We start from the raw sequence: 12,560 nt of genomic DNA, 5'->3' as shown, positions 1-12,560 counted from the left end.
ATTCCGGGCGCGCGCCGCTCATGGCGGCGCGCTGCCGGCTAGCCAGCCTCGTCCGTGATCTCGAAGGAAAGGTCCCCAAGTCCCTGCACCTCGAAGCCGAGACGCAGCGTGACCGGGCCCTGGGGCAGGTCGACGCCGCGGACGACCAGCGTCGACGTCTTGTTCATCACCAGGCCGAACGGCGATTCCGGCGTGACCTCGGCAAAGCCGTGCTGGACACCGTCGACCTCGAAGAAGCAGTCCGCCAGATTGACTTCGACGCCGTTGACCGCCACCGGCAGCAAGCGCCGGGCGTAGCCCGACCCCAGCGTGTTGCAGAGGTCTAGCGCCAACCCGTCGTCCGTGGCTCGCATGCTGCCCTTCACGTAGAGCCGTCGCAAGAGAAAACCCGGAACCTTCAGCGCCATTGATCGATCTCGACCTGTCGTTGCATGTGAAAGATATCGCGTTCAGCGGCGGCCACGTCTTCGGGCAATTGCCGGCTCCCCGGTCGGGCGTCGGCGAAGTACCAAATCTGGGCCAGACGCTCGACCAGCCGGGTGACCTCGAGCGCATGCTCGGGATCGGACCCCACCGCGAGGGTGCCGTGATTCGCCAGCAGCACGGCCATCCGCGGACCCAGGGCGGCAACGGTCGCCTCGGCCAGTTCCTCGGTGGCGGACGGGGCGTAGTCGCTGACCGCGACCTCACCGCCGACGTACACGACCTGCTCGTCGAGGATCGGCGGGATTTCCTCATGGCGCACGGCCAGCACGCTGGCAAACACGGGGTGCGCGTGGACCACCGCGCGAACGTCCTCCCGCGCCCGATAGACCGCCCCGTGCATGAGGCACTCGACCGACGGGATGCGGTCGCCCTCGATGGGATCGCCGTCGAATGTCACTGTCACGATGTCGTCGACCGTCGTCTCGTCGGACGGCATGCGGCTGGGAGTGATGTGCATGGCGTCGGTGTGGCCGTCGGCGCGGATGCTGACGTTTCCCGCCGTGCCCACGACCAATCCCTCGCGGTACATGGCCTGCCTGGCCTCGAGCACCGCGGCTCGCGCTGCGGCGGAGTTCATAGCGTCTCTTGCACAAAGGCCTCCAGCCGGGATCTCAGGTCCACCCAGCATGCGTAGTGTCCATCGTACGCGCGCGTGGCCGAGGGGTCCGGCTCGTGGAGCTGCGGCGCCGGCGCCAACCGCGTCGCGGCCTCGTCGAGCGTGAAGTCACCCGACGCAGCCGCCCCACAGATCGCGGCGCCGATGGCCGTAACCGGAATCCCGGGGTAGACCGCCACCGGCGCCCCCAGCACGTTCGCCAAGATCGGGCTCGCGGCTGGAGCGGCGGCGAACCCGCCGGTCAAGCGCACCGGCGCGTCGGGCGCCATCGACGGCGGCAAGCGATCGCGGTTTCCCCGCACGACAAAGGCCATGTCCTCCAGCACCGCGGTGGCCAGCAGCTCGCGCGTGGGCACGGCTTCGGCGAAGGGCATGGGCGATACCACCCCGGCGGCTCCGAGACCCACGGCCGCCACGTCCATGACGCGAGCGCCGGTTGTGGCGAAGAACCCGCGCTCGGCTGCGGAGTCGGTCGGGTTCGCCAGATTGGTCAGCTCGCCGTCGCCGCCCTGGCTCAGCCAGGCATAGCCGCTGGCCAGGTCGCCGGCGTTGCTCTCGGCCAGGTAGCCGCCGCCGATGCGAAGACCCCGCCAAACGGGAGCCTCGGCATCCCACGCCGCATGCGGCCGAACGGTCGTGAGACTCCACCCGGCGGTCACGCAGTCGCCGTCGGCGAAACCCGCCGTCCGCGAGCCCAGCTCCGCCGCATGCGTGTCGGGTACGCCCATCGCAACCGGCAGCCCCCGGGGCAGCCCGAGCGTCCGGGCCTGGGTGGCGGACATTTGGGACGCGGCGGCGCCGTCCGCGACCGGCGGGCGCAGCGAGTGGGTCCAGTCGGGGAGTATGGCGTCCAGCCAGCGTGCCTCAGGCACCGATCGGGCGCCGGTTTCGGCGGCGCTCACCGATCCGATCGAATCGGCGCCGGTTAGGCGCCGCACGATCCAGCCCTCGAGCGTGGTCACCGCTCGGGCGCGCGCCGCGATGTCCGGCGCCTCGGCCTCGACCCATGCCAGCTTGCCGGGCCAGGAGATCGCCGCCAGCGCACGACCCGTCTGACGCATGAGGAGGTCCCCATGGGCGGCGTCGACAGCGGCGCCGTGGAGCGACGCTCGCAGGTCGTCATTGCCCGAGGCGAAGAGCACCGCCTCCTCGTCGTCCAGCACCACGAGGGTCTGGCGCATGGCGCACACCCCGAGCGACCGGACACCGGCGCATTGCGAAGCCACCTCGAACACGCACGCCGCGACCTCGGACCAGATGCGGTCGACGTCGAGACTGCGCTCGAGGTCGGCGATAACGATCGGCCTGCGCCCACGCTTCCGCTCGGCGACCGCCCGGATCTGGCCCGTCGAATCCAGCGCCACCACGCGCGTCCCCGACGAGCCGATGTCGACGCCGAGATAGGCGGTCGCAGCGGTCATGAACGCGGGTTTGGCGGAACCGGATTGAGGAGTGGCTCGCCAGCCAGAAAGCGCAGGTAGTCGTCCACGATCATGTCGGAGTGCCGCGTCACGGTGTCGTCGGTGGCGCCGCCGATGTGCGGCAAGAGGATCACGTTCGGCGCCGAGAGCAGGGGGTGCTCGGGAGGCAGCGGATGCGTCTCGAACACGTCGAGCGCGGCGCCGGCGAGCCGGCCGTCCTCGAGGGCGGCGGCCAGGGCCGCGGTGTCCACCACGCCCTCGCCGGTCGTGGCGACCAGGCGCGCCCCGGACGGCAGCCTGGCCAGGGCGGCGGAATCGATGAGGCCCTGAGTCTGGGGGAGCGCCGGACAGTGCACCGCGACCAGGGTTGAGGCAGCGAGCAGCTCGTCAAGCGACGCGGCGGTGCAGCCGAGCGCGTGCATCTCCTCGGCGGAAACTGCCGGGTCGCTGGCCAGAATCCGGCAGCCAAACGGTCGCAGCAAGGCGGCCGTGCGCCGCCCAATGGCTCCCAGGCCGATGATGCCGACGGTCTGCTCGCCGAGCTCCGTGCCGCGAAAGCCCGTGTATCCGGCGGTGGGATCGGCCCAGGCGCCTTCAGCAACGAACCGAGACGCCTCGATCACCGGGCGCACCAGATTGAGCATGAGCGTGAGCGTGAGTTCGGCAACCGCCTGCGAGTTTCGGCCCGGAGTGTTGGCCACCACCACGCCGGCAGCCGCGGCCGCGTCGAGGTCGACGTGGCCGTGGTCCACGCGGCAAATCCCGACGAACCGCAACGTCGGCGCGCTGACAATCGTTTCCTCGAATACGAAGTCCGCTTCGATGAACAGGGCGCCATAGCCGTGCTCCTCGATCTCCGCCGCAAGTTCGAGCGGATCGACCAGTTCCTGGGTTTCGGTCCAGGGGCGCAGCGTGAGATCGGCGACACGCCGCAGACGCTTAACCGCGGGTCCGGCCAACTCGACCAGGCTGAGCACCCGCGGGCGGCGGCTGGGCTGGCTTTGCGCGTTGGTCATAAAGCAGGCACCATCGGGAACTGGCCGATCCTGGCCAAGGGGGCATTGTGAACCGAATTCTCGATCGCGTTCGTGAGCCGGCCGACCTGCGCCAGCTTGCCGCCGACGAGCTGGCGGCCCTGGCCGACGAGATTCGCGCCGAAATCATCGATACGGTTCAGGCCAACGGCGGTCATCTCGCCTCGAATCTTGGAGTGGTCGAGCTGACGCTGGCCCTGCACCGGGTCTTCGAAAGCCCCCGCGACCCGATTATCTGGGACACGAGCAACCAAGCCTACGCGCACAAGCTCGTCACGGGACGCGCCGACGACTTCAAGAGCTTGCGCAAACCGGGCGGGTTGTCGGGATTTGCCGCGCGCGAGGAGAGCCCGCACGACGTCATCGGCGCCGGTCACGCCGGAACGGGCGTGTCGGCCGGTGCGGGCGTTGCCCTCGCCAGCCGTGTCCACGGCGACGACGCCTCGGTCGTCACGGTGATCGGAGACGGGGCTTTCACCTCCGGCGTCGTCTTCGAGGCGCTGAACCATGCGGGCGATCTCGGCTTGCCGCTGGTGCTCATTCTGAACGACAACGGAATGTCGATCTCGCCCAATGTCGGGGCGCTGGGCCGCAACCTGGGTCAGGGTCGGCACTACGACTGGACGCCGCCCGCTCCAGACAGCCGCTTCACCCCGTCCCAGCGCGAAACCGCGCCCACCTCACCTTCGGGCTCGGCCCAGGAGTTCTTTGGGGCGTTTGGCTTCGCCTACGAGGGTCCCATCGACGGTCACAACCTTCGCGCCCTGGAAGAGGCGCTGCAGGCGGCCAAGGCGCTCCGCCGACCGGTCGCCGTGCACGTCTTCACGCAGAAGGGCCGCGGTCTCCCCGCCGCCGAGAGCGATCCGGTGACGCTGCATCAGCCGGGCACGGCTCAGGCGGTCGGAGCCACCGCCGCGCCGAGCTATAGCAAGGTTTTGGCGCAAACCCTGGCCGAGCTGGCGCGCGACGACCCGCGAATCGTCGCGGTAAGCGCGGCCATGCTCGAAGGCACCGCGCTCGCGGACCTGCAACAAGCGCTGCCCGGACGCGTGCACGACGTGGGCATCGCCGAAAGCCACGCCCTTGCCTTGGCCGCCGGCCTGGCCACCCAGGGCCTGCGACCGGTGGTGTGCATCTACTCGACCTTCCTCCAGCGTGCGTTCGACCAGATCGTGCACGACATCGCGATCCAGGAGCTGCCGATCGTGCTGGGCGTCGATCGCGCCGGCGTCGTGGGTGACGACGGCCGCACGCATCACGGCGTGCTCGACCTGGCCTATCTGCGCGCCATTCCCAACCTCGTCGTCGCCGCGCCCAAGGACGAAAACGAGTTGCGGCACCTGCTGGCAACCGCCATCGCCTCGGATCGGCCGTTCGCGATTCGATATTCGCGCGGCGCGGGCCGCGGGGTGCCCTGCGACGAGCCGCTGCGCCAGATGCCCATTGGTCGCGGCGAAGTGCTCCGCGAAGGCGGTACCGTCGCCCTGCTGCCGATTGGGTGGGCCGTGCATCCGGCGCTGAAAGCCGCGGATATCCTGGCCGCCGACCACGGCATTCACGCCACGGTCGTCAACGCGCGCTTCGTCAAGCCGCTTGACGCGGAGCTGATCGTGCAGGCGGCTGAGCGAACGGGACGCGTGGTGACGATCGAGGACCACAACCGCATGGGCGGCTTCGGCAGCTCCGTGCTCGAGCTGCTGGCCGACCACGGCCGGCGCGACATCACGGTGAGCCGCCTGGGCCTGCCGGACCAGTTTCTCGATCACGGACCGGCGGACAGCTTGCGCGCGGAGCACGGCCTGAGCGTCGATGGCATCGTGGACGCGGCGCGTCGGCTGGTGAATCAGCCCGCCGGCGAGGAGTCGTCCGCGGCCGACTGGCCGTTGACGCTCGAAGGGCGCACCACCGCGTCCTAGGGCGCCACGTCCTCCGGCAGTCGGGTCGAGCTGGCGGTGACGGCGGCGTCCAACTGGGCGCTCGAAACACCCTGAGCGCCGCGCAGATCCGCGCGCGTGAGATTCGCGCCAGTCAGGTCCGCTTGTTCGAGATGGGCGTTGATGAGCACGGCGCCGTCCAGTCGCGCGCCTGAGAGGTCCACGCGCTCGAGGTGAGCGCCCGGCAAATGCACGCCGCGGAGGTCCGTCTCGGAGAGGTTCAGCCGGTCGCTGCCGCGCCGCGTGTGCCGGCGAGCGCCGATGGTGGTCATGGCCATCTGCACGTCCGGGCGCACGATCTCGGGATCGTCCGCGCGCTCGGCATCGAGCGGAGCGTTCTGGCGCACGTAGCGGCTGAGCACGTCCATCACGGGCCAGTAGTCCTGCGGCGACTCCTGGACGATCTTTCCGAGCTCCTCGATGCCCCGGATGCGCTCCTCGATCACCGGTTCGCCTTCGTGCGAAACGTTGAGCTGGGCGATCGAGCTTCGAACGCGCGTATTCAGCGTCGGTCCCTCGCGGGCCTTGATGGACTCGTAGAGCGATCGTTGGCGGCGCCAGAAATAGTAGAGACCGCCGCCGAGCAGCAGCACGCCGATGAGCTGGACCGGTCCGAAGCCCTCATCGACGGCTTGCGTTCCCTCCGGCCCCGGGACGGGCGTGGCCACGGGCGTGGCCTCCGCTTCCTGCCGCATGGCCTCGCCGCAGGTGGCGGCCCCCCAGAACATCATGGCGCTGATCGCCACGAAAAACAGCACGATGCCAGCGGCGGTGAGCAAGAACTTGAGGTTGTGCACCTGCGACCCCTGGGCGCCGACGACTGCCGCAAGGTTACACCGCGATAGGCGGTGCGGTCGGGAACGCAGCCGACTGCTACGATCCCCGCGTGATCGCTGCCGGCGGGGCGAATCGCTTCGCGGCACGGATTCGACGATGTCGAGGGGAACCGACTCCATGGCCGTTGAGCGATTGCGGCAGCGGCTGATGCCCTGGCAAGAAGGACGGCTGGGGGCATCGCTGGAGCCGCTGGCGACGCCCGAAGTGCCAGTCGTCGCCCTGGACGCGCGACTGGAACTTGGGCCTCCGGTGCTCGCCGTGGGTCTCGGCGGCCGCGGCGTGGTGACGGTCCGACCGGACTGGGCGCCGGCGCTGGAATCGGCACTGGGCGGGCTCAGCTATGACCTGCTGTTTTCGATTTACGGCGCCTACGAGATCAGCCGGGCCACGCTTCCTCACGGACTCACCGGCTGGGGGCCCTACTTCTGCATGGTGGCCGACGAGGAGAGCTTCTGCGAAGCAGACGACCCGCGTCCCGTCTATCTCAGCGGCGACGAGATTCGATCACTGGCCGATCCCAAGATCTTCTGGCACTGCTTGTTGGACGAGTCGATCGGGGGGTTCGGCATTTTCGACAACGGCCAATTGGTCTCGCTGGCGTCGATTCGCGTCGAAAGCGACGAGCTGCTTGAGATCGGCATCGACTCGGCGCCCGATCAGCAGCTGCGCGGCATGGGGCGGGCCGTGGCGGCGGCGGCGGGTCGCTGGATCCTGGAGCAGGGCAAGTTGGTGTGGTGGACGACCTCGACCTGGAACGTGCCGTCGTCGCGGCTCTCGCGCGCGCTGGGACTGGTCCACATCTGGAGTGAGATGATCGCGGTGCCCGGACCGTTCCGCATGCCGCCGCAGCCGCTGGGCGCGCCCGCTCCTGGGGCCGAAATGCGGCAGTACTACCCCGAATGGGCCATGAATCACGACATCAAGCCCAAGGAAGACTAGGCGGTCGCGGATGAGCGCTTCGGATCGTCCTCTACGGGTGGCGATTGCCGGCTGCCACCGCATGCTGGATCGCGTGGGGCAGAGCCACAACTGGGCGGCGGCGTTCGACGCGGTGCCCGACACCGAGATCGTCGGCGTCTTCGACTACGGCGACGAGACGCGGCGCGAGTTCAAGGCGGCCTGGGGCGATCACATCCCCGACTTCAACGACTATCCGCGGATGCTCGAAGCGGTCGACCCCGACATCGTCTGCATCGCCACGCGGCAAACCATGCACGCGGACCAGTGCGAGCAGGCCGTCGCGGCCGGAGCGCGGGGCGTGTTCTTCGAGAAGCCGCTGTGCACGACCATGGAAGAGGTCGATCGCATCGTCAACGCGTGCGAGGCCAACGGCGTGGGCGTGGTCTATGGCCTCGACCGCGCCTGGTGGCCGCCCTACGTGCATCTGGCCAAGCTGCTGGCGGACGGGATGATCGGCGAGGTGCAGGCGGTGTTCGGCTTTGGCCTGGCGCAGCTGCTCAACCACGGCTGCCACTGGCTGGACGTGATGCTTACGCTCGCGGGACATCCGGAGCCAACCTGGGCCGCCGGCTATGTCAACGACGTCTCCAGCCTGCCGGCGGACGCGCGGGACCGGCTGGATCCGCCGGGACGCGGGATGTTCGGCTGGGACGAGAACAAGTTCGCGCACGTGATGCGCGAGGGCGCGCCGAGTCATGCCTACGAAGTGCTGGGGACCGACGGCCGGCTGCTGGTCACCAACGATGCCAGCGACGCCCTGGTGTGGCGCGTGCGCGAGGGCTTCGGCTTTCTGGGCCGCGAAGGCCTGGCGGCCGAGCCGCTGGAGCTACCCGACCGAGGCGGTCTGGCGGACGCCGGCCGCGTGGCCGTCGGGGACCTCGTGGCCGCGATTCGCGACGGCCGGCCCTCGATCTGCGGGCTGGACCGCGCGCGCCTAGTGACCGAGCTGGGATTCGCCTTCCACGAGTCACACCTTCAGGGCGGCGCGCGCGTGGCGCTGCCGCTGCAGGAACGGAACGTGCGCGTGCCGTCCTACGAATGGGGCAACGAGGCGCCCTCGGCCGAGTAGCTCGAAACCGCTAGGAATGCTCTGAAAAAGCCCATCGATTCGACCCTGATCCGTTCGCCCTGAGCGAAGTCGAAGGGCCGTTCATGGTTCGACAAGCTCACCACGAACGGCTTGGCGCGGATTAGGGGTTTACTCAGAGATTTCCTAGACCAACTCCCAGCGGCTGGGGTTCATGCCCGGCGCCTCGGACTGCATTCCCTCGGGTTTGTTGCCGCCCTCGGGTAGCCAGTGGCGGGTGTTGCGGTCGGCGAAGAGCGAGCGCACGTGGTCGGGCAGCGCCGCCACGGCATCGGCGTCCCAGGCCGGCACGTCGCCCTGCGGCCCCGCCCAGGCGGGCCGATAGGCGATGGCGATCATCTCCCGCGGCCGATCGCCGGTGTTGGGGAAGTTGCCGTGGAACACGCGGTGGTTGATCAGCACGGCCGATCCCGCCTTGGCCGGGACCATGACTTCTTCGGGGTGGCCCTCGAACCGGAGATATGGATTCGCGTCGGCGTGGAACGAGAGATGCGACCGCGGTACGACGCGAAACGGCGAGACCTCGGGCGTCAGGTCGTCGAGGTAGTAGAGCACCCGGACCATGAACGGCGTGCTGCCGCCCTGACCGAAGATCCTGGATCCGTAAGGCTGGCCGTCGGTGTGCAGGCTGATGCCGGGATGGCCCGGCTCCGAGCGGGCGTAGGCCACCGACATCAGGATGATGTCCGGACCGCAGAGCGCGCGCAGGAACTCCAGCGTCGGCGGATTCGCGATGAGATCGTTCATCAGACCGCCGGCGAACTCCACGCCGGGGCGCACCTGCTGGCTCTTGCTGTAGTCGGTGGCAATGGTTTCCCAGGTCGCCGTGACCGCCTTGAGGCCGGCCACCTGCTCGGAGGTGAGCAGGTCGGGCAGCACCAGGTAGCCCTCGACCTCGATTTGCCGGATGCGCTCGCCAAGGGTCAGCGCCGCCCAGTCCCGGTCATCAATCCGCTGCGTCGCCGCCTCAACGGCCATCGCCGCCTCCGTCACAGATGCGTTGGTGGTGGGTTGACCTTCCCGCATGGGTGCATCGTGGTCAACTGTCGCCCTTCCTCGACCGGCGCCCAGCGGGGCTCGCCATAGAGATAGGGTGACAGCCTTAGGGTGTTGAGCCTGGACCAGTCGCGAACGATGAACTGGCTCGATCGACTTTGGGCGAGAAGCAATCCGAGGTCGTCCGCCACCACCAAGCGCATCGTCTGTCTCGCAAACTCGCGCAAGATGGGTGGGCGCTGCGTGGCCGGGAAAGAGCTCCTCGCGGACGGACGCACGGGCGGGTGGATCCGGCCGGTCAGCGATCGAGATCACGAGGAAGTCTCGGCGTACGAGCAGCAACTCGAAGATGGGAGCGAGCCGCACACTCTCGACGTCATCGACGTGCCAGTTCTTCGCGCAAGGCCGCAGGGTTACCAGCAAGAGAACTGGGTGCTCGACCCCAAGCGCCGTTGGGCCAAGATTGGCCGCATCGCCTGGAACACCTTGCCGCAGTGGGCCGACCAATCCGAGACACTCTGGATCAACGGGCACAACAGCGGAAGCGGTCTCAACGACAGCGTGCCGGAAGATCTGGCCAATTCTCTCCGCAGTTCACTACGCCTTATCAAGATCGAGAGATTGAAAGTACGTATTTCCCGCAATCTGGAGAACAATGCCTATCGGCTGCGGGGCAAGTTCAGCTACCACGGGAATATCTATTCGCTCCGCATCACCGATCCCGCCAGCGAACAAGCGGCCACGGAGTTGGGGGCGGGCTCATTCGTGGTCGACGACGACCGATTCCTGACCCTCAGCCTCGGCGAACCGTTCGAGGGCTTTGCGTATAAACTCATTGCCGCCGTCATCAGACCCTGACGCGGAAGTGCCGTGAGCGCAACGCAGCACCCGGTTCTCACCATCGGGCACTCCAACCATTCGCTTGAAGCGTTTCTGGAGTTGCTTCGGACGCATGGCATCGATGAAGTGGCGGATGTTCGGTCGTCGCCGTACAGCCGGTATACACCGCACTTCGGCCATCGAGTCCTGTCCGAGGCGCTGGAAAGCGCCGGAATCGGCTATGCGTTCCTGGGCGGAGAGCTGGGCGGCCGACCACGGGATCGGTCGTGCTATGACGCCGAGGGGAGAGTGCGATACGACCGGCTGGCGGAAAGCGACGAGTTCGACGACGGCATCCGGCAGATCGTTCACGGCGCCGATGAGCGTCGCATCGTGCTGATGTGCGCGGAGAAGGAGCCGCTGGACTGTCACCGCACGCTGCTGGTCGCCAGGGCGCTGGTCGACCGCGAGGTGGACGTGGCACACATCCATGCGGACGGCAGCCTTGAAGAGCACGCCGCCGCCATGGACCGGCTGGTGAGCCTGCACAAGCTGTCGCCAGTCCAGCAGATTGAAATGTTCGCGATGGAGGGTCCCGACAACGGGGGGACGCCTCGCTCCCGTGATGATTTGATCGCCGATGCGATGGCCCGTCAGACGGCGAAAGTGGCGTATGTCGGCGCGGAATCGACCGTCGGCGGGGACGACTGGGAGAATGGCTCTTGAGGCTCTACACCATCGGCTTCACAAAGACCTCCGCCGCCGACTTCTTTGGGCGCCTTCTGGCCTCGCGTGCGAAGCGAGTCGTGGATGTGCGGCTGAACAACGTCTCGCAACTGGCGGGCTTCGCCAAGCGAGATGACCTGGCCTACTTTCTCCGCGAGATTTGTCGGATGGAGTACGTCCATGCGCCCAATCTGGCGCCCACCAAGGAGATGCTCGACGCATACCGCAAAGAGCATCGCGATTGGGCGACCTACGAGCGAGAGTTTCTCGCGCTGATGGATGATCGGCGCATCCAGGAAACGCCGAGCGTACGGCAGGCCCTCGCCGACGGATGCTTGCTATGCAGCGAGGACACGCCGGAACATTGCCACCGGCGCCTTGTGGCGGAGTATCTCGGTCGGCATTGGGAAGACCTCGAAGTCGTCCACCTCTAGGCTCGTTTCGGCAGCAGGCTCGTCGCGGGTCTGAATCGGCTACACCAGCCCCAGCCGGTGATTCGAGAGCCGCTCCAAACCATCGGCGGTGACGCGATAGTTGTGCTCCAGGCGCACGCCGTGGAAGGGCATGCCGTAGGCGCCCGGCTCGAGGGCGATGACCATGCCCTCCAGCACCTCGCCTTCGACGCCCGGAACGAAGTCCGGCGCCTCGGGATGCTCAAGACCGAGCGAGTGTCCGGCGTGGCCCGGCAGACCCCAGTCCGGGTTGGCCCGCCGCAGCACGGCGTCCTGCACGGCGTAGATTTCGTGCGCGCGCACGCCGGGGCGAATCATGGCCTCGGACGCCGTCAGCGCCTCGTGCACCGCGTCGAAGGCGTCCTGCTGCCCCGGCGTGGGCCGCCCGCCGAGGGTGATGGTGTTGGTGAGGTCGCAGCGGTAACCGTTGACGTAGGGGAACAGGTCCATGACGACGTTGTCGCCGGGTTCCATGACGCGCGGGCCGGGGTCGCCGCGGCGCGGCACAACGCGGGGGCCGGAGATGAACTCGCACATCATCACAAACGGGCCTTCGGCCACTTCCAGGCCGGCGGTCACGATGGCGGCGTAGGCGTCGATCTCGCGCATGCCGGGCGCCAGGCACTCCCACGAGGCCGCGTGCATGGCCTCGCCGACGCGCACGGCGGCGCGGATCAGCTCCAGCTCATCGGGGTCCTTGACCTGGCGCATGAGGCCCAGGTGCGGCTCGATGTCCCGCACGTCGTGCGCCGCCTCGACGAACGCGGCGGGCACGGCGGCATGCTCGACGCCGACAATCGCGCTCCCGAGCTTGCCAATCAGGTCGATCGCCGCACGGGCCGTGCAGTGGGCGCGGGTCACGTCGGGCTCCGCCACGCCCCAGGGACCGTGGATCACCTCGTCAACGGCGGGCTCGCCGTCGAGCTTCGCGAATCCGTCGAGGACGAGCGTCGTCGGACCGTCGCGTTGGATGACCAGGTACTGCGGCGCGCGGTGGTGAATGTCGTTGGGCGACGGCATGTAGTTGGCCAGGTAGAAAACGTGCTCGGGCCGCGTGACGACGAGCGCCTCCACGTCGGCGTCGACGCATTCGAGCAAGCGGCGCGTGCGCGCCCGACATCCTTCAGTGCTGAGCATGGATTCCCTCTACCGTCGAGCGGCGCTGGACGCGGGCAGTCTCCCGCACCGCCGC

The 12,560-nt window shown here is 68.3% G+C and carries 13 protein-coding genes; 6 read left to right on the top strand and 7 right to left on the bottom strand.

Going from position 1 to position 12,560, the window contains the following annotated elements:
• Positions 1-38 precede the first annotated feature (38 nt).
• The 4 genes from OXG79_05095 to OXG79_05080 are packed head-to-tail and all read right to left on the bottom strand — an operon-like array spanning position 39 to position 3,539.
• On the bottom strand, positions 39-407 hold the full coding sequence (locus tag OXG79_05095; protein MCY3783144.1) for a hypothetical protein: 369 nt from the start codon (positions 405-407) through the stop codon (positions 39-41).
• The gene (locus tag OXG79_05090; GenBank protein ID MCY3783143.1) at positions 398-1,063 is read right to left on the bottom strand and encodes a class II aldolase/adducin family protein; all 666 of its coding nucleotides are present in this window, start codon (positions 1,061-1,063) and stop codon (positions 398-400) included. The genes OXG79_05095 and OXG79_05090 overlap by 10 nt, the downstream gene beginning before the upstream one ends.
• Positions 1,060-2,523 (bottom strand): FGGY family carbohydrate kinase, encoded by a 1,464-nt coding sequence (locus tag OXG79_05085; GenBank protein MCY3783142.1) that lies wholly within the window; start codon positions 2,521-2,523, stop codon positions 1,060-1,062. The genes OXG79_05090 and OXG79_05085 overlap by 4 nt, the downstream gene beginning before the upstream one ends.
• Entirely contained in the window at positions 2,520-3,539 is a 1,020-nt protein-coding gene (locus tag OXG79_05080; protein MCY3783141.1) for a hypothetical protein, read from the bottom strand. Before OXG79_05080 ends, OXG79_05085 begins: the two co-directional genes overlap by 4 nt.
• A 47-nt stretch (positions 3,540-3,586) precedes the next feature.
• On the opposite strand from OXG79_05080, the gene dxs reads away from it, so the two are divergent.
• Positions 3,587-5,473, top strand: a complete 1,887-nt coding sequence (dxs, locus tag OXG79_05075) for a 1-deoxy-D-xylulose-5-phosphate synthase (protein MCY3783140.1) — start codon at positions 3,587-3,589, stop codon at positions 5,471-5,473.
• Here the strand turns inward: dxs and OXG79_05070 are convergent.
• Complete coding sequence (locus tag OXG79_05070) at positions 5,470-6,288, bottom strand: pentapeptide repeat-containing protein (protein MCY3783139.1); 819 nt, start codon at positions 6,286-6,288, stop codon at positions 5,470-5,472. The genes dxs and OXG79_05070 overlap by 4 nt on opposite strands.
• A gap of 157 nt (positions 6,289-6,445) precedes the next feature.
• On the opposite strand from OXG79_05070, the gene OXG79_05065 reads away from it, so the two are divergent.
• Together OXG79_05065 and OXG79_05060 are read left to right on the top strand one after the other, a co-directional pair.
• Complete coding sequence (locus OXG79_05065) at positions 6,446-7,267, top strand: GNAT family N-acetyltransferase (GenBank protein ID MCY3783138.1); 822 nt, start codon at positions 6,446-6,448, stop codon at positions 7,265-7,267.
• Positions 7,268-7,277: 10 nt separating this feature from the next.
• Positions 7,278-8,357 carry a Gfo/Idh/MocA family oxidoreductase gene (locus OXG79_05060; GenBank protein MCY3783137.1) on the top strand — a complete coding sequence of 360 codons (1,080 nt, stop codon included), beginning with the start codon at positions 7,278-7,280 and terminating at the stop codon, positions 8,355-8,357.
• A 144-nt stretch (positions 8,358-8,501) separates the two neighbouring features.
• On the opposite strand, the gene OXG79_05055 is transcribed toward OXG79_05060, so the two are convergent.
• On the bottom strand, positions 8,502-9,353 hold the full coding sequence (locus tag OXG79_05055; protein ID MCY3783136.1) for a phytanoyl-CoA dioxygenase family protein: 852 nt from the start codon (positions 9,351-9,353) through the stop codon (positions 8,502-8,504).
• Positions 9,354-9,485: 132 nt separating this feature from the next.
• Here OXG79_05055 and OXG79_05050 point away from each other — a divergent pair, with 132 nt between their 5' ends.
• The 3 genes from OXG79_05050 to OXG79_05040 are packed head-to-tail and all read left to right on the top strand — an operon-like array spanning position 9,486 to position 11,350.
• Entirely contained in the window at positions 9,486-10,229 is a 744-nt protein-coding gene (locus OXG79_05050) for a hypothetical protein (protein MCY3783135.1), read from the top strand.
• A gap of 12 nt (positions 10,230-10,241) precedes the next feature.
• Positions 10,242-10,916 carry a DUF488 domain-containing protein gene (locus tag OXG79_05045; GenBank protein ID MCY3783134.1) on the top strand — a complete coding sequence of 225 codons (675 nt, stop codon included), beginning with the start codon at positions 10,242-10,244 and terminating at the stop codon, positions 10,914-10,916.
• A complete protein-coding gene (locus tag OXG79_05040) occupies positions 10,913-11,350 on the top strand; it encodes a DUF488 domain-containing protein (GenBank protein MCY3783133.1) in 438 nt (145 codons plus the stop codon). The genes OXG79_05045 and OXG79_05040 overlap by 4 nt, the downstream gene beginning before the upstream one ends.
• Positions 11,351-11,389: 39 nt before the next feature.
• Here the strand turns inward: OXG79_05040 and OXG79_05035 are convergent, their stop codons facing one another.
• A complete protein-coding gene (locus OXG79_05035) occupies positions 11,390-12,505 on the bottom strand; it encodes a Xaa-Pro peptidase family protein (GenBank protein MCY3783132.1) in 1,116 nt (371 codons plus the stop codon).
• Between the last annotated feature and the right edge of the window lie 55 nt (positions 12,506-12,560).

It is taken from the genome of Chloroflexota bacterium, from assembly GCA_026706485.1.
GTDB lineage: Bacteria > Chloroflexota > UBA11872 > UBA11872 > UBA11872 > JAJECS01.
This window is presented reverse-complemented; position numbering and strand designations above follow the sequence as displayed.

Bases quoted from the DNA above. Each gene is read 5' to 3' on its own strand.
- OXG79_05055 (MCY3783136.1), bottom strand. From the start codon at position 9,353: ATGGCCGTTGAGGCGGCGACGCAGCGGATTGATGACCGGGACTGGGCG.
- OXG79_05085 (MCY3783142.1), bottom strand. From the start codon at position 2,523: ATGACCGCTGCGACCGCCTATCTCGGCGTCGACATCGGCTCGTCGGGG.
- OXG79_05095 (MCY3783144.1), bottom strand. From the start codon at position 407: ATGGCGCTGAAGGTTCCGGGTTTTCTCTTGCGACGGCTCTACGTGAAG.
- OXG79_05080 (MCY3783141.1), bottom strand. From the start codon at position 3,539: ATGACCAACGCGCAAAGCCAGCCCAGCCGCCGCCCGCGGGTGCTCAGC.
- OXG79_05090 (MCY3783143.1), bottom strand. From the start codon at position 1,063: ATGAACTCCGCCGCAGCGCGAGCCGCGGTGCTCGAGGCCAGGCAGGCC.
- OXG79_05060 (MCY3783137.1), top strand. From the start codon at position 7,278: ATGAGCGCTTCGGATCGTCCTCTACGGGTGGCGATTGCCGGCTGCCAC.
- OXG79_05035 (MCY3783132.1), bottom strand. From the start codon at position 12,505: ATGCTCAGCACTGAAGGATGTCGGGCGCGCACGCGCCGCTTGCTCGAA.
- OXG79_05065 (MCY3783138.1), top strand. From the start codon at position 6,446: ATGGCCGTTGAGCGATTGCGGCAGCGGCTGATGCCCTGGCAAGAAGGA.